Annotated in this window: 24 protein-coding genes, 1 tRNA gene and 2 pseudogenes; 9 read left to right on the forward strand and 18 right to left on the reverse strand. The window is 40.7% G+C overall.

The genetic code is table 11. The features are described from left to right. Positions 1–82: 82 nt before the first annotated feature. The 10 genes and pseudogenes from R5H20_RS12635 to R5H20_RS12680 form a co-directional block, all read right to left on the reverse strand. Positions 83–1,068: pseudogene (locus tag R5H20_RS12635) on the reverse strand (polysaccharide biosynthesis protein). Positions 1,069–1,106: 38 nt separating this feature from the next. Next, positions 1,107–1,745, reverse strand: a complete 639-nt coding sequence (locus R5H20_RS12640; protein ID WP_006636182.1) for a DUF1796 family putative cysteine peptidase — start codon at positions 1,743–1,745, stop codon at positions 1,107–1,109. 214 nt (positions 1,746–1,959) lie between these two features. Then, positions 1,960–2,688, reverse strand: coding sequence for a hypothetical protein (locus R5H20_RS12645; protein WP_006636183.1), 729 nt, complete (start codon positions 2,686–2,688; stop codon positions 1,960–1,962). After that, entirely contained in the window at positions 2,685–3,911 is a 1,227-nt protein-coding gene (locus R5H20_RS12650; protein WP_029418418.1) for a glycosyltransferase family 4 protein, read from the reverse strand. Before R5H20_RS12650 ends, R5H20_RS12645 begins: the two co-directional genes overlap by 4 nt. A 168-nt stretch (positions 3,912–4,079) precedes the next feature. Continuing rightward, positions 4,080–4,613: a DUF420 domain-containing protein gene (locus R5H20_RS12655; RefSeq protein ID WP_006636185.1), complete on the reverse strand. Its 534-nt coding sequence runs from the start codon at positions 4,611–4,613 to the stop codon at positions 4,080–4,082. Between the two features lie 149 nt (positions 4,614–4,762). Further along, positions 4,763–5,743: a hypothetical protein gene (locus R5H20_RS12660; RefSeq protein WP_006636186.1), complete on the reverse strand. Its 981-nt coding sequence runs from the start codon at positions 5,741–5,743 to the stop codon at positions 4,763–4,765. Between the two features lie 323 nt (positions 5,744–6,066). After that, positions 6,067–7,656 (reverse strand): solute:sodium symporter family transporter, encoded by a 1,590-nt coding sequence (locus R5H20_RS12665; RefSeq protein ID WP_006636187.1) that lies wholly within the window; start codon positions 7,654–7,656, stop codon positions 6,067–6,069. 150 nt (positions 7,657–7,806) lie between these two features. Beyond that, positions 7,807–8,613 (reverse strand): 3D domain-containing protein, encoded by an 807-nt coding sequence (locus R5H20_RS12670; protein WP_006636188.1) that lies wholly within the window; start codon positions 8,611–8,613, stop codon positions 7,807–7,809. Between the two features lie 227 nt (positions 8,614–8,840). Next, positions 8,841–10,619, reverse strand: a complete 1,779-nt coding sequence (recQ, locus tag R5H20_RS12675) for a DNA helicase RecQ (RefSeq protein WP_006636189.1) — start codon at positions 10,617–10,619, stop codon at positions 8,841–8,843. 115 nt (positions 10,620–10,734) lie between these two features. Next, positions 10,735–11,253 carry a hypothetical protein gene (locus tag R5H20_RS12680; protein WP_006636190.1) on the reverse strand — a complete coding sequence of 173 codons (519 nt, stop codon included), beginning with the start codon at positions 11,251–11,253 and terminating at the stop codon, positions 10,735–10,737. Positions 11,254–11,361: 108 nt separating this feature from the next. Here R5H20_RS12680 and R5H20_RS12685 point away from each other — a divergent pair, with 108 nt between their 5' ends. The 4 genes from R5H20_RS12685 (at position 11,362) to R5H20_RS12700 (ending at position 12,356) form a co-directional block, all read left to right on the forward strand. Further along, positions 11,362–11,496 (forward strand): hypothetical protein, encoded by a 135-nt coding sequence (locus tag R5H20_RS12685; protein WP_255130855.1) that lies wholly within the window; start codon positions 11,362–11,364, stop codon positions 11,494–11,496. 51 nt (positions 11,497–11,547) lie between these two features. Further along, the gene (locus tag R5H20_RS12690; RefSeq protein WP_006636191.1) at positions 11,548–11,811 is read left to right on the forward strand and encodes a hypothetical protein; all 264 of its coding nucleotides are present in this window, start codon (positions 11,548–11,550) and stop codon (positions 11,809–11,811) included. 177 nt (positions 11,812–11,988) lie between these two features. Beyond that, positions 11,989–12,171 (forward strand): YjfB family protein, encoded by a 183-nt coding sequence (locus R5H20_RS12695; RefSeq protein ID WP_373870250.1) that lies wholly within the window; start codon positions 11,989–11,991, stop codon positions 12,169–12,171. Positions 12,172–12,282: 111 nt separating this feature from the next. Beyond that, positions 12,283–12,356: transfer RNA gene (locus R5H20_RS12700), tRNA-Arg, on the forward strand. Positions 12,357–12,759: 403 nt separating this feature from the next. On the opposite strand, the gene R5H20_RS12705 is transcribed toward R5H20_RS12700, so the two are convergent. Together R5H20_RS12705 and R5H20_RS23615 are read right to left on the reverse strand one after the other, a co-directional pair. Next, positions 12,760–13,890 (reverse strand): serine hydrolase, encoded by a 1,131-nt coding sequence (locus R5H20_RS12705; RefSeq protein ID WP_006636193.1) that lies wholly within the window; start codon positions 13,888–13,890, stop codon positions 12,760–12,762. A gap of 94 nt (positions 13,891–13,984) precedes the next feature. Then, the gene (locus R5H20_RS23615) at positions 13,985–14,080 is read right to left on the reverse strand and encodes a peptidoglycan-binding protein (RefSeq protein WP_157678837.1); all 96 of its coding nucleotides are present in this window, start codon (positions 14,078–14,080) and stop codon (positions 13,985–13,987) included. A gap of 225 nt (positions 14,081–14,305) precedes the next feature. Between R5H20_RS23615 and R5H20_RS12710 the strand changes: the two genes are divergently transcribed. Further along, positions 14,306–14,680, forward strand: a complete 375-nt coding sequence (locus R5H20_RS12710; RefSeq protein WP_006636194.1) for a YunG family protein — start codon at positions 14,306–14,308, stop codon at positions 14,678–14,680. Between the two features lie 215 nt (positions 14,681–14,895). Here R5H20_RS12710 and R5H20_RS12715 read toward each other — a convergent pair whose 3' ends face one another. The 3 genes from R5H20_RS12715 to R5H20_RS12725 all read right to left on the reverse strand — a co-directional run bounded on the left by R5H20_RS12715 (position 14,896) and on the right by R5H20_RS12725 (position 16,380). Continuing rightward, positions 14,896–15,267, reverse strand: coding sequence for an iron chaperone (locus R5H20_RS12715; protein WP_006636195.1), 372 nt, complete (start codon positions 15,265–15,267; stop codon positions 14,896–14,898). A gap of 434 nt (positions 15,268–15,701) precedes the next feature. Next, positions 15,702–16,151, reverse strand: a complete 450-nt coding sequence (locus tag R5H20_RS12720) for an SMI1/KNR4 family protein (protein ID WP_006636196.1) — start codon at positions 16,149–16,151, stop codon at positions 15,702–15,704. A gap of 55 nt (positions 16,152–16,206) precedes the next feature. Continuing rightward, on the reverse strand, positions 16,207–16,380 hold the full coding sequence (locus R5H20_RS12725) for an HNH endonuclease (protein WP_006636197.1): 174 nt from the start codon (positions 16,378–16,380) through the stop codon (positions 16,207–16,209). Positions 16,381–16,531: 151 nt separating this feature from the next. Here R5H20_RS12725 and R5H20_RS12730 point away from each other — a divergent pair, with 151 nt between their 5' ends. Continuing rightward, positions 16,532–16,648 carry a biofilm-forming protein gene (locus R5H20_RS12730; RefSeq protein ID WP_100244876.1) on the forward strand — a complete coding sequence of 39 codons (117 nt, stop codon included), beginning with the start codon at positions 16,532–16,534 and terminating at the stop codon, positions 16,646–16,648. Between the two features lie 34 nt (positions 16,649–16,682). Continuing rightward, positions 16,683–16,976 (forward strand): YozQ family protein, encoded by a 294-nt coding sequence (locus R5H20_RS12735; RefSeq protein ID WP_006636198.1) that lies wholly within the window; start codon positions 16,683–16,685, stop codon positions 16,974–16,976. Positions 16,977–17,125: 149 nt separating this feature from the next. Here the strand turns inward: R5H20_RS12735 and R5H20_RS23620 are convergent. Together R5H20_RS23620 and R5H20_RS12745 are read right to left on the reverse strand one after the other, a co-directional pair. Next, positions 17,126–17,306, reverse strand: a pseudogene (locus R5H20_RS23620) (methyl-accepting chemotaxis protein); the annotation flags it as partial. 69 nt (positions 17,307–17,375) lie between these two features. Then, positions 17,376–18,119: an SDR family oxidoreductase gene (locus R5H20_RS12745; protein ID WP_006636200.1), complete on the reverse strand. Its 744-nt coding sequence runs from the start codon at positions 18,117–18,119 to the stop codon at positions 17,376–17,378. Between the two features lie 279 nt (positions 18,120–18,398). On the opposite strand from R5H20_RS12745, the gene R5H20_RS12750 reads away from it, so the two are divergent. Continuing rightward, positions 18,399–18,779 carry a MerR family transcriptional regulator gene (locus R5H20_RS12750; protein ID WP_006636201.1) on the forward strand — a complete coding sequence of 127 codons (381 nt, stop codon included), beginning with the start codon at positions 18,399–18,401 and terminating at the stop codon, positions 18,777–18,779. A gap of 396 nt (positions 18,780–19,175) precedes the next feature. Here R5H20_RS12750 and tmrB read toward each other — a convergent pair whose 3' ends face one another. Then, positions 19,176–19,763: a tunicamycin resistance ATP-binding TmrB gene (gene tmrB / locus R5H20_RS12755; protein ID WP_006636203.1), complete on the reverse strand. Its 588-nt coding sequence runs from the start codon at positions 19,761–19,763 to the stop codon at positions 19,176–19,178. A 226-nt stretch (positions 19,764–19,989) separates the two neighbouring features. On the opposite strand from tmrB, the gene R5H20_RS12760 reads away from it, so the two are divergent. Then, positions 19,990–20,610 carry a hypothetical protein gene (locus R5H20_RS12760; protein WP_006636204.1) on the forward strand — a complete coding sequence of 207 codons (621 nt, stop codon included), beginning with the start codon at positions 19,990–19,992 and terminating at the stop codon, positions 20,608–20,610. The last annotated feature ends 67 nt before the right edge of the window (positions 20,611–20,677 follow it).

The following is a 20,677-nucleotide window of genomic DNA, read 5'->3' on the forward strand; positions in this document are numbered from 1 at the left end:
CGAACATAAGCATCGCCTGCAACATGCATGCCATGCTTTTTAAAGTCCGCAGATGATCAAGAGATTCATCAATCATACCGCATTACGCTAAAAATCCACCCTCTTTTAACATCTCTTTTACTTCTTTCTTTGAGATTAAAAAATCATTCGAACTTAATTTTTTCGTTTGAAGGGGCCCGTAGCCGGCGTAATGTGCATGTAATTCCGGAATTTTGATCGAAGGCAGCACGACTGAAAGATCATCCGTAAATGAAACGGCATGCTGGCGCTCATGCGCGGATATCAGCAGTTCATGCAGTTTTTCCCCCGGTCTGGCCCCGCTTTCAATGATGGACGTATGTTGACTGCCATAAGCCTCGATCAGGACTTCCGCCATATCCAAAATCCTGCAGGCCGGCGAGTTCATGATGAAAATCTCTCCGCCTATTCCTTGAACAGCCGCTTTCAATAAAAGCTGGATCGTTTTTTCCTTTGTTAAAAAGAAGCGGGTCATTCTTTTATCCGTGATGCTTACCTGGTTCTTCTGCCGGATTTGGTCTTTAAAAAGCTGCAGGACGCTTCCGCTGCTTCCGAGCACATTTCCTCCCCTGACACAAATAAAAGCCGTTTCAGAATTCAAATGGTTCGCATAAATAATCAGCTTTTCGCCGATCGCTTTCGTCATCCCGTAAAAATTAACAGGATCGGCCGCTTTGTCAGTTGATACATTGATCACTTTTTTGACGCCATTTTCAATTGCCGCCTCAATGACATTTTCAGTGCCTGTCACATTGGTTTTTAACGCTTCAAGCGGTTGTTCCTCACAAACCGGGACATGCTTAAGCGCGGCTAAGTGAAATACATAATCGACCCCTTTAAGCCCCGACGCCAGGGCTTTCCGATCCCGGATATCGCCGATGTAAAACGTTAATTCGGATCTTCAATTTCCCTTCTCATCTGAACTTGTCTCTCTTCATTTCTGGAAAATACAATGATTTTTTTCGGATTTAAAGATAGCAACTGAAGGATGAGCTCATGGCCCCATGAACCTGTTCCCCCGGTAATGAAAATGACTTTATTTTCAAACATTCTTTTTCCTCCTCAGAACTGGACTGAAAAATAACTGGCTAAACGAGTTTGATCCCTTCAAACAGCGATGTCCACAAGTCATGGTTTGCCTCCCATATTTCTTCACCAGGTAATTCAACAGCGCAAACTTTCTCCAATGGCCAATGGTTTTCGACAATGCCGGTGACGTTCGTATGCCGTACGAGGAGGACACTAAAGTCATGCTGAACCATTTCTGACAAAATGAGTTCAAGTTCCTTTGCCTCTTCAAAACTGCCCTCTGTCCTGACAAATAGAATTCGCTTGCCTGTTGACATTTTTTCTAAAAAGCGGTTAATCCTTCTGTTGAACTTCTCTATGACTTCAGGATACGTAGCCAGATCATCTAGTGTATTTTTATCCGCATCAAAATCATGAACCGATCCGACATGATAATTATCATCTATCACATAGATAGTAGATCCCTCTTTTTTTTCGGCAGTGTTATAGCCTGCTACCCTGAGATTTTTTGCTTCCATAAAGCCTGTAAATCGATTTCGAAGAAGTCGGTTAACGTCTGATAAAGAATAAGTAGCAAACCAGTCAAGAGGACCTGCAAACGGCCTTAAATCGTGCTTTCTAAGCTGAATCGCCGCCAAACAGAGGTGTCCTAAGCTAAAAATAGCATCATAATCCCCTTTAATGTTTTGTAAATTCATATTCCCAACTCCCTTTACTTCCCTCCTGTAAATCTGCTCGCCAATAGGCATGTCAAACTTTCACATGCGGATTCTTTTTAGTATTGTATGCTTTATGGTAGTGAAAGGTAAACGACAGCTACCTACTCTTTTTGGATTTCAATGAGAAAAAGTCTGGAAGCCGGCAAACATGAAAAAGCCTCCGGTTTCCGAAGGCTAATTAATAGTCAAGTTTTTATACATTCCCGCTTTTCTCATGATTTTCCTGAGCGGCTTTAAGGACTTTTACAGTTTCGGGACTTGGCAGGGTATGATCTTCAGGAAGCGTTTCTCTTAGTGTTTCTACTATATTCCGGTCCATATCTTTAAGGGTATTTGCCGCTTCAGTAACTTTAGGCAGTGATTCTGTTATTTCTCCCGAATCTTCTCGATCCGTATCAGTAAAAGTGTTTCCTGCTTTAGAAACTTTAGGCAATGATTCTCTCATTTCTCCCGAATCTTCCCGATCCAAACGATTAAAAGTGTTTCCTGCTACAGAAACTTTAGGCAATGATTCTGTCATTTCTCCTGAATCTTCTCGATTCAGAGTGTTTCCCGCCACAGAAACTTTAGGCAATGATTCAATGATCTCTTCTAAAGCTTCCCGATCCATGCCTTGAGCGACTGCTGACATAATGTCATTTAAGACTTTATTATTATTTTCTAATATCTGATTATTCATATTGTCAAAGATTGAATTTAAGTCTCTGATTAATGGTTTCATGCTATCGTCGACAGATTCGCTTAATTCTGAAACGGATTCTTCCGTAGAGTCAGATCCCGCTGTATCCTCTGTACCTTCCGATGATTGTTTTGCCCGTTCTTCAGCTAATTGGAAGAGCAGGTCGAGATACTCCGCCCACCAATCGGCATCTATTTCTTTATTGATTGTATCGAGCAAATGATTGACAATTAGCGTTTTCATTTAACATCACTCCCTGTTTCAGTAACATTTTCATAAACATTAAGAACCTTGCTGACCGCTTGATCCATATCCCAATGCTTCTTCGCAAACTCCTTGGCATTTGACCCCAATTTGCTTCTAAAATCATCGTCATCCAATAAACGATCCATATGGCTGCACAATGCTTCCGGATCCCCTTTAGGGGCTACCAATCCTGTTACTTCGTGTTCAACCATTTCCGGCAGGCCGCCAGTATCACTGACAATGGCAGGAACCCCGGCTATTTGAGATTCAATGAGTGATAAAGGCTGGTTTTCCAAAAGACTTGGAAGAACATACATATCGGCAAGTGACAGCAGATAAGGGATATCATCGCGCTTTTTCAAAAAGATCACGTCATCTTCAAGACCAAGCTCCCTGCTTTGAATTCTGAGAGGCGCCAGTTTCTCTCCTTCTCCGACGATCCAGCAGACCCAGTCATTTCGAATATTCTTCAATTGACCAAGCGCATTCACTAAATCATGGACACCTTTAATCTCAGTGAGCCTTCCCGTAAACAGGATGACTTTTTTATCTGTGGCAGGAGGTTCGCTTGTTTGAGTGTTCATTCTTTCCAAGAAACCATTGATGTCATAGCCGTATTGAAATACTTCGATTTGCCCGGCAGGCACGGAAAATTCTTCAGTCAGAACGTTTTTCAGCCACTCGTTGGCGACAATCGTCTTATCGGCGGAAATTGCCCCCGTTTGTTCAAGATGGTCATAGTAGGCTCTTGCCAGATACGAGGTGGAAGACCTGTGAATGGTTTTGAGCTGTGCTCTGATTTCATGTGCGACACTGCCGTGAAGGGTGGTGACGAGCGGGATATTCTTTGGAAGCACTCTTTTGATGCTTGAGCTCGAAATAATATCCTGCGCATGTACGACATCATATTTTTCCAGTCCCAAATATGCGGCGCCCATCTCATACGCATAACGCTGCTGTTCGGTATAACTGACCAATTGATTTGCAAAGATTTCCGGAAACTGATCTTTGCTCATGATTGTATTGATTAAAGGAAGCAGCTGGCTTTTTTCTATGCTTCGATTTTCATTTACAACATGAACGATCTTGTTCTCTTTCCCATAACCCAGCAAATCTACTTCATGCCCTAAAGACTCGAGTTTTTCTCTTAATTGGACCATGTATGTCCAGACACCGCCTACATGGGGAATATCCCAATAGGTAGCAAGTAGTATTTTCATAAGCATCTCCCTTTTCATTTCTATCCAATGCTCTAATTATTTATATTTGTCATATCCAATTCTTGTGTAGGACGTTTATCTATTTCGGACAGATTATTTTCAAAAAAGAAAGCGAGAGATTTTTTCGAAGGATCAGAGCAAATAAAAAAAGCCGGTTGTCCGGCTTTTTTAATAGTAAGGGGAAATGAGAACATATACGAGGACGCCGGTCAAGCTGACATACAGCCAAAGCGGCATCGTCCAGCGTGCGATTTTGCGGTGGCGTTCAACCTGCATGCTGAGCCCCCTGAATAATGTGAACAAGGCCAGAGGAACGATCACGGCAGACAAAATAATGTGGGTGATCAGAATAAAATAGTAGATCGGCCGAATAATGCCTTCCCCTCCGAAATGGGTATCAGGCATCAGCGAATGATAGGTCAGATAAGACACGAGAAAGATCGCCGTTGTTGTAAACGCTGCAAAAATAAATCGTTTGTGCGCTTTAATGTTTTTCTGCTTAATCATGATAAGCGCCGCAACTAGAAAAATGAACGTAAAACTGTTGCAGACGGCGTTAAGCAGCGGCAAAAACGTCAGATCCAAATGGCTGAATTTGTCGCCTTTCGGGATAAAAAACAGCAATGCGATGACACCGTTGATGATGATTGTCAAAGCGACAACGATGCCTGTAAAATTCTTATTTTTTTCTGTATGGCTCATATACGATAATCTCTCCTATTTGTTCAAGCTATCAAAATCGTATTCAATATCAGGGGCATTGTCAATGTTTTCGCTTTGTTCGTTGGAATTTAGACATAGAAAACACAAAAATTCCCTCCGGGCTTTCCGCCCAGGAGGGAATGATGTCTTTAGAAGTTCATTGCATCGTTGGCCATGAGCTTCTCTGCTTCTTCTTCTGTCACGATGTCAGCTTTTTTCGGTTTATGACTGAATGTCACATCACCGTCGATTTCTTTAAAAGAAGAATTTGTTGTGATACCGATTGATGCAGGGAAATCTTTAATGTCAAAGTCGATTGAGATATCGGCTTTTTCAGAAAGGATATTTTTCTTATCATCAAGCGTAGTTGTCACTTTATATTTCTTGAACGTCAAATCTTTCAGGTTGTCTTTTACATTGTTCAAGTCTTCTTTTGACAACGTTTTTTCAGAAGCTTCGCCAATAATTTCGATGATTTTCACAAGCGCCTTTTTGATTTCTTCGTCATTAAGGCTGAATGTGAATTTCTCAGAGGCGCCCTGCTCTTTTTCTTTGTCTGTTAAGTCTGCTTGCTTAAATTGATCTGAAGATAGATTATCGGCCGCTTTTTTGATTGAATCCATTAGTTTCTTTTGGATTTCTTCCGTTTCTCCTGATGATGACTGATCTTCTTCAAGCGGGAATTCTAAATATTTTCCTTTCAGGCTGTCAAAGTTCATTCCGGCTGTCCCAAGGAAGATTCCGAAATTATCAAGAACGCTGTCCAGTTTTATGTACCCTACTTGTTTTTTCTCATCCATAAACACAGGGACATCAAAATTCATTGTCATGTTTTCAACTTTTACTTGACCTTTTAAAACAATTTCTGATTGTTTTGTTTTTGAATCCGTCTTACCGCTGACCGTTAATTTTAAATTATTTAATATTTCGGCAACCTGCTTATCTTCCGCTCCCATATTGGAGGCATCTACTTTCAAGCCGATATCCGATGAAAAATCGTATTTTTCCGCTTCAGCTAATTTTTTGTAAGCGGCTGCGTATGATCCTTTTGGATCAGCTTGCTGACATGCAGCTAATGCAAGAATAAAAACTGAAACGACTAAAAATAAAAACCAGTTTCTTTTCTTCAAACTTAAACGCTCCTTTTGTCATGTTTTTTTCTGGGTTTAAGAGGATATAAGATCATTCATCCTAGCGAAATATACCAGAAGTCATAAGCATTCTATCACAAAATAGATTCGCACAGATGAAAAATATGCTTAAAATTACTTTAAAATTTGTTTTTAGCTAGATTGGCAAATTGCCATTCTTTTTGCCTGGAATGGTTGCCTAAGGAACAAAAAGCGGTAAAAAACAACGAAAGGAACGGCTATTTCTGCGTTTTGCATGTGTGAAAATATTTTAAAAGATTCGAAAGCACAAAAAGGCAGAGGAACATACTCCTCTGCCTTTTTTATCGGGCGAGCCCCCACGGAGAAAAGATGAGATAAATTCCGGCCATCACACAAATCACAAGGATGGAAGCCAGTTTTACATGTTTCCACGGCTTGAGGTCAACCTGCGGATTGATCTCAAGCTGAAACTCCTGTGCCCTCGGCCGTACCTTTCCGACCAGGAGCATGAGCAGAACGGAAAATGGAAATAAAACCGCCAATATATATAAGAAATGAATGTGGCCAAAATAAATTTTTGATATCGCGTACAGGATGATATGCGCTGGAATCGCGAGCTTGACAGCTAATGCCGGCACTTTTTTCGAGAAAAATCCGACGACGACGGCCGCCAAAACCGGCACATTAAAAAATCCGAACATCTCCTGAAGGTAATTGTAAAGCCCCGACGGTGCAAACAATATGAAAGGCGCGATAAAGATGGACACGGTTCCGAGGATGATGACAAATATTCTTCCCGTTTTAACAAGCTCCTCTTCTGTCGCATCAGGCTTGAAAATCGGTTGATATAAATCCAATGTGAATAAAGTGATCGTGCTGTTGAGCGATCCATTGAATGAGCTCAAAATCGCCCCGAATAAAACAGCGGCAAAAACCCCGACAAACGCGGTCGGCAGCAAGTCAACGACAAGCCTCGGATAAACGGTGTCCGGATTAGCAATGTTTCCTCCATAAAGATGGTAAGCGATCACACCCGGGAGAACAAGGTAAAACACACCGATCGTCTTAAAAAAACCGGCCAGCAATGCCCCTTTTTGTCCTTCCGCTAAATTTTTGGCCCCCAGCGCCCGCTGTACGATCGATTGATTGACGGCCCAATAAAACAAATTGTTAACCAAGAGGCCGGTGAATATCGTCGGCCATGGCACTTCGGCGGAATTGTCCGCTGATAGGGAATTCAGCTTTTCGGTATGTACAGATGTCAGCTTTGAATAGCCGTCTGCCAGGCTGCCGTCGCCGATTGCGATGATGCCGAGCACAAAGATGAAAAGCCCGCCGAAAATCAAACCGATCCCATAAATGGCGTCAGCGGATGCCGCGGCTTTAAGTCCTCCAAAAAATATGTAGCAGCAGCTTGCAGCACCGATAAATAGCGAGATCAGCAGGACTGTCGTGAACGTATTTGCGCCGAGAAAAGCAGAAATGCCAAACACCTGATCCAGCACGAGCGCCCCCGAATAAAGCACCGTAGGCAGAAAGGATGTCGCATATCCCAGCAACAACAGTATTGAAACAATCTGCCGAGTTCTTTGATCATAGCGTTTTTCAAGAAAATCCGGAATGGTCGCAACACCTGTCCCGAGATAGCGCGGCAGAAACACAAACGCCAGCATAATCAACGCGAGCGGTGCCGTGACCTCCCAGGCCATTGCGCTCATTGTGCCGGCATAGCTTTGCCCGTTTAACCCGACCATTTGTTCTGTCGATAAATTTGTCAAAAGCAAAGAGCTCCCGATATAAAGAGCGGTGAGGCTGCGGCCTCCGAGAAAATATCCGTCTGAAGTTTTCAAATTGATATCCTTTGTCCTCAAATAAGAAAAAATAAAAATTCCCGCATTAATGATAATGAATGTCAAAACAATCCACAGCAATGTCTCCATCTCCTTTTAAATGATGATCAGCTTTTGGAATATCTATTCATCTACCCATCTATCAAGCTGACAAAACATCAAAAAGCAGAAAAAAAGACACTGACCATTATATGTCCAGTGTCCATTGTCCAGGCAAAATCGCCGCATGTATTATTTTAAAACTTTTACTTTAACCGTTCTGACGCCCCAATTTATTGCGTCAGATTTGCTAGGAACAAATACGTCAATTTTGTTCCCTTTAATAGCGCCGCCGGTATCTGCAGCAGTCGCTTCACCATAGCCTTCAACATGAACTTTGGTGCCAAGCGGAATCACGTTTGGATCGACAGCAATGACTTTGGCGTTTTTATTGGCTTTTAAATTGATTCCTGTCGCTGTGACACCTGACATTCCGCCATCGTCAGCTGTGTATGCTGTCGCAGTAACCGTCAGCTCTTTAGCAGTGCTTTGTGATGTATTAGAATCAGATGCTGCCTCTTTTTCCGCTGCAGGCTTTTGAGCTGGAGCAGCCTGTTCAGTGTTTACTTTCTTTTGAACAGGAGCTTTTGCTTCCGCAGGCTTTGCCGGAGCTTGAGCCTGAACTGTCGCCTGACCATCAACAGCAATCGTTGTATTCGGATAAATCATATCTGATTTTATGTTGTTCCAATTTTTGAGATCATTTACAGTGACGCCAAATTTTTGGGCGATTTTCCAGAGAGTGTCTCCCTTTTTGATTGTGTATTGTTTCTTTTCTGTTGTTTTTTCTGAAACGTTCAGCTTTTGGCCTGGAATAATAACATCAGAAGAAAGCTGGTTCCATTCTTTTAAATCCTGCAGGCTTACACCTTGTTTTTGCGAGATTCCCCAAAGTGTATCACCTTTTTGGACTGTTACTTCTTTTGCAGAGGCACTCGCTCCGAAAGCAGTTGTAGACAGTGCCGCAACTGCAACAAAGGACATAAACGTCTTCTTCATAAGTAAATCCTCCCTTGTTAGCTTTTTATTGTTCGGCTAACAGGAGCTATCGTAACATATGAAAATGTCAATTCAATAACAAAACAATTTGTTTTTGATTACAGTTCTTTTACAAGAAAGATTTTCCACGCTTGTACAAACCCGGATAAATTAAGCGATATCAAGGTTTTTTTGAGGTTTTATGTTTTTTAAAAAAGAGTTTTACTAAAACATTTAAATTCGTATTTTTATGATTCTTTTTCTGTTTTATAGGCTATTAGCTCCTGTAAAAATACAGCGCCGTACTTCTGTTTTTTTTGTTCTCCCACTCCTTTGACATCCATTAATTCTTCCTCTGTCAATGGCATTTTGCCGCTCATTTCCTTCAATGTTTCATCAGAAAAAACAACAAAAGGAGGCACTCCCTGTTCTTGTGCAAGCTTCCGGCGCAGCACCCTTAAACGTTCAAATAACTGATCATCCTGAACAATGCGGGCGGCTTCCATTTTTTCTTTACGGGCCACCTGTTCCCTCCCGAGCAATACGTTCCGTCCCTTGTTTGTAACAAAGAGAATCGGATAAGTCCCGTCAGACATCTGTATGTAATCATCGGAAATTAAAAACTCGATAAAATCGCTGATCTCTGACAAGGACTGATGACTTAAAATACCGTACGTCGATAAATGCTGAAACTGGTTTTCTATGACTTTCTTATTTTTAGAACCGGCAAGAACCTGTGCTACCATTGTTTTTCCGAATCTTTCCCCCATCCGGATCATACACGATAATACCATCTGCGCTTCCTTTGTCACATCCGCGGCGTTTCTTGTATCAAGGCAGCTGCCGCATCTTCCGCAGTCTTCCGTCTGCTGCTCGCCGAAGTAGCCGAGAATAAACCGCTCAAGACAGCCTTCAGTATGGCAGAAATCGACCATTTGCCTCAGCTTTTTCATGTCTTGGGCCTGAATGGCTTCATCTTCTGTCGACTGTTCGATTAAAAAACGCTGAAGACGGATGTCCTGCGGGGAAAACAACAAAATGCATTCGCTGTCAAGACCATCGCGGCCGGCCCTTCCTGCTTCCTGATAATAGCTTTCCATGTTCTTTGGAATCTGATAGTGGATGACGTAGCGGATATTTGTTTTATTTATACCCATTCCAAACGCGGAAGTCGCAACCATGACACTGATGCTGTCATTCAAAAACAGATCCTGCTGGCGGTCCCGTTCATCATCATTCATCCCGCCGTGATAACATCCGGCAGATATCCCCTTTTGCGAAAGTTTTTCAGATATTCTTTCCGCCTCCCGCCTTGTCGCCGTATAAATAATTCCCGCTTCAGAACGGTTTTTTTCAATGTAGGCTTCAATGAAACGGTCCCTGTTTTCGCCTTTAACGATTTTAAACGTCAGATTATCCCTTGAAAAACCGGTAAAAATCGTATTTTCCTTTTGAATACCAAGCTGTGCGCATATATCTTCATGAACTTCAGGAGTAGCGGTAGCCGTCAGTGCCAGCACGACGGGGCGGCTGCCGAGAGCGCCAAAAAAGCTTTCAATATGCCTGTAGCTCGGTCTGAAATCGTGGCCCCACTGGGAAATACAATGGGCTTCATCTATCGCTGCAAGCGGAATATGAAGATGTGAGATCACACGGATAAAGTCCGGGGAGGCTAAACGCTCAGGCGTGACATAAAACAGCTTGTACCCGCCTTCGCTTAATATGGACATACGTTCCTCAATCATGCGGGAATCAAGGGAGCTGTTGACGTATGAAGCTTCAATGCCAAGCTGGTTTAAAGCATCCACCTGATCTTTCATCAGGGAAATTAAAGGGGAAATCACGAGGGTCGTACCTTCAAACATCAGGGCCGGGATCTGGTAGCAAATCGATTTGCCTCCGCCTGTCGGCATTATGCACGCCGTATCCCGCCCTTCTAAAACAGATTGAATGGCTTCCCGCTGCCCCGGCCGCAATGACGGATAACCAAAATAACGCTGCAGTAGTGATTCAGCTTTCTCCAACATACTACTGAAAACCTCTCTTTAGATCGTCTTCTTTCTGTGCCTCCATCATATCATATTTGGAAGGGCAGACAATCACCTTTGCTAAAAAGGTAAAATAAAGATCCAAAAAGAATGTTTAAAAGGTTGATGGCACTTCTCCTACTGATCTGAGGTTTTCAGCCGCCTCTTGGCAAAGGCTTCTATACTCCAACGCACTTTTGGAGCTGACTTCGCCTTGAACGATAAATCTTAAATTCCAAAGCTCCCTTACTAGCGACACCGTTTCTTTCGAGACAGCGCCTTGTTCATGAAGCACATCGATGACACGCAGCAGATCATGATGGCCAGAATCGGCATCATACCTTTTCGCGGCCTGATGCAAGGCCTCTTCCACTTCAGACCACGCACTGTCTATGACGGCTGTTGACGGGCTTCGGGACTTGATTGCTGCCTGCCCGGCCTTTCCTTTGATCCTTGCGGCAGCAAGCGCTTGAACCCGCATGCCGAATTCCAATTCAAAATCTTTATACTTTAATTTCATAAGCTCCTTCAGCCGTTCAGATACAGGTTCTTTAAGCAGCAATACAATGATGACCAATGTAACAGGCCATATCAATGAATGGATCACATGAGATATAAATTCAAGCCAATCCATGAATCAGCCTCCCTTTCTCACTTGATATTTAACCTAATAGACATTGATTTTTTTGATGCACAGGTGATATGTTGTGAACAGAAGAATAAAAGGCTCAGGGAGGTAACCGTGCTGATACTCGTCATTTTGGCCGGATTCATCGGAACAATCATCACAATCTTGAGAACGATAGTGAAACAAAACAATAGAATTATCGATTTATTGGAAGAAAAAACAGGTCATCCGCCAAACACGAAACACTAGCTATGTTCCCCGCCTGACTTCAAAAAGCATATAGAGGAGATGAAAACAAACATGACAGACGTTAAACAGCGGCAAAAACGACTGGCAGGCGCGGTAATCGCAGCTTTGTTTTTAATCACCGCCTTTCCTTCCTTATCCGCTACAAAAAACATCTCAAAAGAGCAACAAAATCCCGATCTCGATACCCTTTTAAAAGAACACTCTGTTGAAATGGCTGGATACACAGTGATTGATGAAGAAAAAATGAAAGACGCTTATGGCGAGGACACTACAAAAACGCTATTAAACTTGGCCAGAATGGCGAAACATCATTAACAATTTGTCCGCAAACTGTATAGGTTTGCGGATTTTTTCCTCCGCAGTAAGGACACCTCTTGAATCTGAAGGCTTTTCCAAATCTATATTATCATAACGGAATAAAAATTTGAATATTCAAACCATTAAATGTGAATAAAGACTCCTTCCGTACAGGCCGATATTACTTGTAAGGAGGTGGTTGAGTTGGATATCGCTGTTTTATCGATGGCTATGAGTCAATCCGCGCTTGCCCAAAACGTGAATATTTCCTTAACGAAAACGGCTTTGGACACCGCCGAGCAAAATGCGGAGCAATTGATCGACATGGTAAAAGCGCCCCACCCTGTTTCAGGCCATCATATTGATCTGAAAGGCTAAGGCAAAGAGCATGCATGTCAGCCTGTCTGGATGCATGCCCTTTTCTGAAACAAAAAAATTGCCGTCTCCCCCTTTATTTTTTCGGATTTTTGTACTATAATATTGTTCTGTGTCCCAGTAGCTCAGGTGGATAGAGCAACAGCCTCCTAAGCTGTGTGTCGGGAGTTCGAATCTCTCCTGGGACGTATTGAAAGAAAAGAGACAAATCCTTGATACGTAAGGGTTTGTCTCTTTTTTGTTTGTGATTCCGATCGGATTATCATGTATCTGTGATCATCTTGTGGCGGATTTATTTTAATGCAAACAATGCTCGAATATAATTGAAACACCCGTTTAAAAATGCCTTTTCGACAACTTCATTTCCTTTCATTTTCAAACCACTTTTATAAACGCCATCTCTTCTTATTTTCAACGTGTTTTGAAAAAATCATTTTGGTGGTCACGCTTAATATGTGGTCAAAAAAACTCTATATTGCCAATATGGTTGATACCATTCAAGGGGTACAGACAACATTTCGGAAATTTGGACGGTAAGCAAATTTCAATTAAAAAGCCAATTTCCGTATAAAAAATTGACCTTTAACTATCCTATAAATCTAGATTAGACAATTCTTTTTTGATATGTGTGCGGAATTTTGCATCTTTTAAAAATTTGAGCTGAAAACCGTTCATATTTCGAGAAAGTTTTGCTTGCTCTAATACAGTTAAATCATTTGCAAAAAATGCAATTTCTGTCTGGTTTCGTTGTTTATCTGTCGCATACATTGCAATTGTAAGAATAAACGGAGTAGATCCTCCCTTTTGTCCCGCATGAATAAGCCATTCACGATTGTTTTGGTTTTCCATTATTTGTTCCATTACTGGATTAAGATATTTATATACATTTTCATTAAAATGTATTTTGCTGTTTAGTTTTTTCATAATTGATACATAGTCTTCAGTAGTTGATCGGGGCAAACGGTCGGACCAAATTTTTTGAAAATCCATGACCAAAGTTTTTCTTAATTGGTTTTTTTCTTGATCAGTTAGTGGTTGGCTCAGCCATCTATTATGAATGTCAATCGCTCTATTGCGGTATTCAGACATGTCCATGTTTTTTATTACTTTTAATACTTCTTTTTTTGACAGGTTCTTTTCATTCATCAGTTGGGCAGGTATGTACAGTGCGCTTACAATAGGATATATAGGCTCATGATTTAACATACCTAAGCTCTTTGGAACATGGTTGATGTTTTGAAGGCCAAGCACCTCCATTAAGTATTCAGTATTTGCATTAGAACTGTAAGCAATCATCCCGTATGCTACCTCGCATAATGGAACACTATCTGTCTCTTTGTCTTTTTTCAATTGAGTAATCCAAGCCTCATGCGCATCACCATCTGTTTTCGGAATATAGAATTTATCTAATTCCTTTAACTTTACTTCTTTTTGCGGGTCAATTTTCCCTTCTGCTGCTTGTTGTGCATATTCAATTGCCAAGATGATTTTGACAGTACTTGCTAGAGGAAGCTGTTCGTGTCCGTTAACATCTACCCAAGTTTCATCATTGTGCTTTATGGATAATGAGACATTTCTACTTCCTGATTTTGCTTTGACAAACTGAACAATATATTCATGATTTAACTTTTTTATTTCCCTCCGAAACATCAAAATGCCGATTCCTATTACTAAACCAAGAGAAATTACTATACCTACGATAACCCATAGTGCAATCTTCAATTTAACACTCCCTATAAAATGTTTCATTTCAAATTACTATACTTACGCTGAAAAAGATGTAAAGTTTCAATTTAAATATAGTTATGTCGTTACTTCAATAAAAACAGTTCCTTAATGGTACTAAAAACAACGTTGCTTTTCCGGCGATACCATCCGCAGACAGCCCTTTCGCCATTTGAAATGCTTTCACGGCTTTCTCAAGGCCACAGCCAAAGATAGAACGGAGGCCGGTTCGCCTCAGTGAATTCAAAAGGAGACACAAACCTCAAAGGAATTTTTATTAACTTCATTTGTATTTGAAATAACCGATATTTATAATAGTTTAAACTCAATATGCAGTCCTTGTTCATCTAACAATGCAGATTTACTTAATTAAAATTGAAATAAGTTAATCTATGTAAAAGGAGGATTTTTTATGGACAATCATTACCCAGTGCAAATCGAACAAATAATTAAAGCATTGTCTAAATCCTGGTCTTTAGACTCAAGCTCAAAATGGAGTAAGGATAATCCTGCAAAGGGACAATGTGGCGTAGCCACTTTAGTAGTACATGATATATTGGGTGGAGAAATAAAGAAAACAAAACTGCCTGATGGGTGGCATTTTTATAATTTTATCAATGGTAAAAGATATGATTTAACGCTTTCTCAATTTAAAGAAGACATCCTGTATATGGATATTCCCTCAAATAGAGACGAAGCATATTCAGATACCAACGAGAAACAATATAAGTATTTAAAACAAAGTGTTATGAATCATTTGCCTTTTTCAAATATTGAGTCACGTTAGCTTCATAAAATAGAGCCTATTTTTTAAAATAAAAGTTACGCCTACTTTTTCTCACGTCTCTTCAATGTGTTTTGAATAATGGGTGGTCACACTTAAATATGTGGTCAAAAAAGCTGTATCGATTTATAAACCAACGTTTTTTAGTTGTTTTTCCTCCTTGCGTTCCGTTACCGCTGACAGACATCATACGGAGCTCTCTCGCCTATCCTATTTTTTTATTTCCGCCAAAAAGTAGAACAGTCTGCCTTATCCAAAATATTAAACTCGATTATTTTCTCAAGTAATGAGTAATCAACCGGACTATCCCACTGGATACGTACCAACTGCTTGGTGTGATCATAGCCGGCCTGCACAATTTGATCTGAAAATTGATGAATCCCTGCCATTTCAGGGGCAACAGCCATATGATGTTTGGCTACGCTAAAGCCAATAATAAATGTGCCGTGATCGGTAAACATAGGCTGATTCCACGCAATTTTCGGCATTAAATTCGGAAATTTTTTAGTTACCCAACCCAAAACTTCTTCCGTTCTGGCCCGATGTTGCGGATTATCAATACCCGCCAAATATTCTGCAAAAACTTCCATGTTGTTCACTCCTAAAATAAATTTATTTTTAAACGGTGTAATTTTTCATGCCAATATGCCATTTCGCAATTGAACTTTGGCTAGAAGTCTATTTTAGCACAGAATGATTCTGGCCTTCCCTACTCTTAAGCCTGCTTTTTGTGATGAAAACAGTTTTGTCCATGTGGTTTTTTCAGAACAGCTATTAAGTTTGAGTCAAGGCGATTCCCCCATGTCCCTTATAGAAAAGCGGCCGCCAATCAGCTGAACAACATATAACTATGTGCAATAGATCAACGTCCGCAGGCTTTCCACCTTGAACTCAGGTTTATCGTATGACAAAATGAAATAGAAAAAGCCCCCCATTTTATCCCCCCTTTTTGTTGGGTTTGTCTTGGATGTTGAACATAAAAAACCTTGAAAGGCAATGCCAATCAAGGTTCTAGAATTACATTTTATTCTTCATCATCTTCATAAAGGTTGTCCAAAAATTCATTGATGTTATCAGCTAGAAAATACATATTGCTCATGCCATCAGGATTCTCTGACTCTTCTTCATGATCCCAAAAGTAAATCTTTTCATAATAAGGTTCTTGGGTTCCTATGCAAATAACATTTCCTGCGGGATCTTCTGCAATAGGAATAAATCCTTCAGGCAAACGGTCTTCCATTATGTCCAAAAAATCCTCTACATTATCATACATATCCCCAATTCCATAAAAAACATTTAAGACACTGGAACCTTGTTCATCTGAAATTTTAAATGTATTTGGCCTTGCTTTACCGCCATTCCATTTTAATAAAAATTCTCTATAAAGCTCTGACAGCTTAACATTATTTTCTGATTCAAATTGTTCGATTTGTTCCAATGAAAGTTGATCGTGTGAATTAATGATTTGCGCCATATTACACTTCCTCCTCTTTATTAAAAGTATTAACCCCACCAATGCGAGTAAATTCTCAATGAACTATTTTATCAACCAGCACCATTGTTTTTCCATCTTCATGATGATGCCATGCATGTCCTTCTGGCGGATCAGAGTCCTTATTTAAGCCAGCCTTTAAATTTGCCTGTTTAAAGGCTGCTGAACGATTTGTTGGTTTTGCCCCCTCTATCTCTACAGTAGGGTGCATACGCTAGCTTAAAGCTACTCTCTCGACTAATGGGAAAGAGTCAACGAAAAAAAGCGAATGAATACCATCTCAACAGACAGAATAAGAAAAGGTGATATTTCAACACATGCCGTAAAGGAGTGAAACCATTTGATTCATGTAAAATTCAAGTATTGAACAAATAAGAAATGACCATGAGACTGATACAGCTTTCAAAGCAGATGACCCTAAAAAACATGGTTCTATTCCTAAAAGAACTAAAATAAGTTTTTGCCTTAATCCCATCTGACAAAATAAAATTTCAATAATATGGAGTGAGTGACGTGACTCAAAAAAATGGAGCAGACAGACCGGATGATTACAAAAGATTTTCTTCATTAGACAAGGAATATGATGTTCAGCAATCTTTAGATAGCAGCGCTAAGACAGAGAATGTAAACACTGAAACACAAACTCATAACAAAGAAAACATAAATGACACTACAGATGTTGCCGGAAAATATTTCGACCCCTCGGATTATCAAGGAACCACGCAATTGGAAAAAGGATTGGCCGAAACTCATGAACAGGTCAGTGATGACTATTTTGAAGGGACTATCGATCAAAATTTGGACTAGTCATTCTAACGGGACTAACTTGAAAGAGTAAGTTAGTTCCGTTTTTGATTAACAGCCACAGTAAAAATGACTGTCCTCAAATCAATGGGTTAACTAACCAGATCACAAATTAAATCCAGCTTCCAAGTGGAATCGAGATGGCAGGGACAGGAGATTTCCTCCATTGAAACGAGCTGTTGCTGTGATGATTTTACAGCCAGCTTCTGTATTCGCTGGCATTTCTTTTGTCCCAGCGGCCAATGTATGAACTGTATGCTGAATCGCTTCAACGCCTGATGTATCAGTTGACGCTGCCGCTTCTTGTATTAGAGATGCGACCTGTTGCACCAAATATGAAAGCTTCTTCCCACCTATGTGGAAAAGAAGCTTTTTTTGATTCAAATGATTCTGTTATCGTTTTTATAAACTTTTTTGAGTTGTTGGTCTGACAATTAACTCATTAATCGCTACATGTTGTGGCTGTTGAATGGTAAATAAAGTGGTTTCAGCAATAGCCATTGGCTCCAACTGCTTCCATTCGTCTCCGCCCAATTTCTCAATGACACCAGGAATGTCCTTATCAGTGATCGTTTGGTAAAGTTCTGTTTCAATTGCTCCTGGAGAGATCAGTGTAACACGAATATTTTGGTCTGCCCGAAGCTCTTGGCGCATACCTTCTGTTAAAATGCGTACTGCATGTTTGGTTGCACTGTAAATAGAGCTTGTTGGAAAAATAACGTGGCCGGCTATGGAAGCCATATTAATAATGTGGCCTTCATTGCGCTCTTCCATATGTTTGTATACCGCGGCCATACCATATAATACTCCCTTGATATTGACATCAATCATCCGATCCCATTCATCCACTTTTAATTTATTGAAGAAAGAAAGCGGCATCAAGCCCGCATTATTGATTAGGACATCAATTTTCCCATATGTTTCAATGGTTTCTTCCGCAAGTGTCTCCATATCTGTACGGGAAGTAACATCTGTTACTTTATAGCTTGCCTCCCCGCCACCTTGTCTGATTTTTTCTTGAAGTTTCTTTAATCGGTCTTCTCGGCGTGCTGCCATCATTACTTTCATCCCATTTTTGGCAAGCAGCTCAGCCGTTGCCGCCCCCATTCCACTACTTGCTCCTGTAATAATTGCAACGTTACTCATAAATTAGATCCTCCTCATGATTTTGTATACGATTGCATCGTTTAGCTTGATAAAAACCACCTGCTATACCAGCTTCACCGCCCCCTTCGAAGGAAGTTACTCTCATCATATAAATTAGAGTAAACTATAAGTCAAACGTTCTTTTTATAAACTTGAATTTTGTTTTAAAACGTTGATATTAAGCGGTTTTTCACTGATTATCATAAAACAGCAAATTGACGAAAGAATTCAAATTCCTTAAAATCCATTATAGTAACTCTAAGCGAAAGGAGAAAAACTATGGCCACTTATACAATTAAAGAGGTTTCCGAAATGACGGGGATATCCAACTACACGCTGCGTTTTTATGAAAAAGAAGGAGTATTGCCTTCTGTCAAGCGTGATGAAAGTGGAAAAAGAGCATATGACGAGGAAAACATAGAATGGCTTCATTTTGTTGTGGCACTGCGCTCAACCGGCATGCCCCTTTCCGAAATTAAGCAATACGTCAATTGGTATAAAGAGGGGGACAGCTCCCTTCCAAAACGCAAACAAATGATGATTGACCATAAAGCAAAAATCGAACAGAAAATGAGGGAACTATATAAATACCTTGAACAAATCAACTACAAATTGGCACTTTATGATGCACAAGAAAAAACGCTAAATCAGTTGCCTTAAGATCTCGTGTGTTGTGTTCGAAAATTGGTATTTTACCGGACCTCTTCACAGGAGAAGTTTTTTATACAGCATGTCATCCATGATTGGTCCGGGGCGCAGCCGGTTCAGGCTCCCCCCCTTCTATCCCCAATGCATGTTCTGATACTTCAAGAGCTTCACGGCAGAACACGTTTCAGAAAAAAGCACCGCCCCACCTGCCCGATCGGCATCCACTGTAGTTGTTTCTCAAGCTCTCTCAGCCGCCGGCTGTCTTGTTGAAACGTTTGTTCATTACAAAAAAAAAAAGACAGTGCCGATTTGCCAGACACTGTCCCTCTTTTTTTGTTTGATTGGTTGATGTGCTTCATCGGGACTTTTGTAAATCTCAGGCCAAAGTCAGCCTGTATCGCTTTTTAATCAACGTATATGATTCAGTTTGACAATCAATCTGTCGATAAATCTTTTCATGCTCCCTCTTGTATCAGGTTCAATGACCAGGCCCGCTTTTTCGGCAATCGTTTCTGCGACGTTTTGGATAGAAATATGATCCGTATGGAGATGCTCTTCGAAAGTTTGATCTGACAGGCCTTTGATGCATCGGTCTATTTGCTTTGCGGCCCAGGAATTTTTCCCTTCAGCTCTGGAGCGAAGACGTTTGTGTAAAGTGTCTTTTGAAGCTATAAGTGTAAAGTGATTAACCGTTCGGCCGTCTTGTCTGAGCCTGCCGATGATTTCGTCAAAATAGCCGGGGTCCACAATCGTCATGGGCACAATGATGACGCCGTTATATGTATCGGCTAAGTAGGAGAGCATGCTGTAATTGAACTCGCGCCATAAGGGGTAATGCTGAAAATCATCTTCTGCGATTTCCCGCGGAATCATGGAGCGCAGCGCAAATCCCATTTTTTCCGGATCATACACGTAAGACTTTTTCAATCTTCTCTGCAGTTCAAACGCCGTTTGTGTTTTTCCGGAACCGAAGGCTCCGTTTATCCAAATGATCATCACAGATCCTCCCTTTATATTTTTTCTCTTTCGAAAAAGGACCAAAACACTTTATATATACATTCGTTATTACCTGTCACACTTGTGATCATCTTTTTGAAAACATTTGTTGATTTAAATTTAAAGTTTTTCCGCAAAAAAGGACATCATTTTCTTTCTATTAGTGCTATTATCTTTCCATCCTATTCACAAAATAGGAAAATAAAGAGAAGGAGTGTTGACAAATATGTTCAAAACAAAGTTCAGAAAAACAATAGGGACGAGTCTCATTGCGGCAGCCTGTTTTATGTCTGCGTTGCCAGCAAGCGCAGCGTCCGTAAATGTAAGCGGTGCCAAGTCGGATGATTTTATGATTAAGTCGTTCGATTATGTAGCTGTGGATGGGAAAGATGTGGATTCCCAAGCCCGCGTAAATAACAATTCCAACATAAAAGTAACCATGGTTCTGCCTAAACAGAATCAAAAAGGTGATATGTTGGCGTATGGATTTACAAGCAAGGTAGCGTTAGAAGCATTTATTGAAAAAGATAAACAGAGACTTCAAAACAAATTCAAGACGATGGCGAGCGGTCCTTGCTGCACTGATTTCTATGAGTATAAAAATAAAGGCGGACAGTATATATATTGGAGAGACGGATTTAAAAACCTGCCTTCCAGCTGGAATGACAGAATTTCCTCCTTAAGTACGGCGTCACTTTCTTCAAGCTATTCGACGACGCTGTGGGAGCATACTTCTACTCAAGGATATGGCAAGGGAGTCTTGTTTAGACATTCCGACTGGTATGGCAAAACAGCCAATATGGCTTCAGATTGGGACAACAAGGCTTCAGCGATCGAAATCAAGTAGCCGAGATTGCCAAAAAGACAGATAAAATCACTATTCTCTCTAGAGGAATGAGAATAGTGATTTTTTT

This window comes from Bacillus sp. KICET-3 (assembly GCF_033261025.1).
Lineage (GTDB): Bacteria > Bacillota > Bacilli > Bacillales > Bacillaceae > Bacillus > Bacillus sonorensis.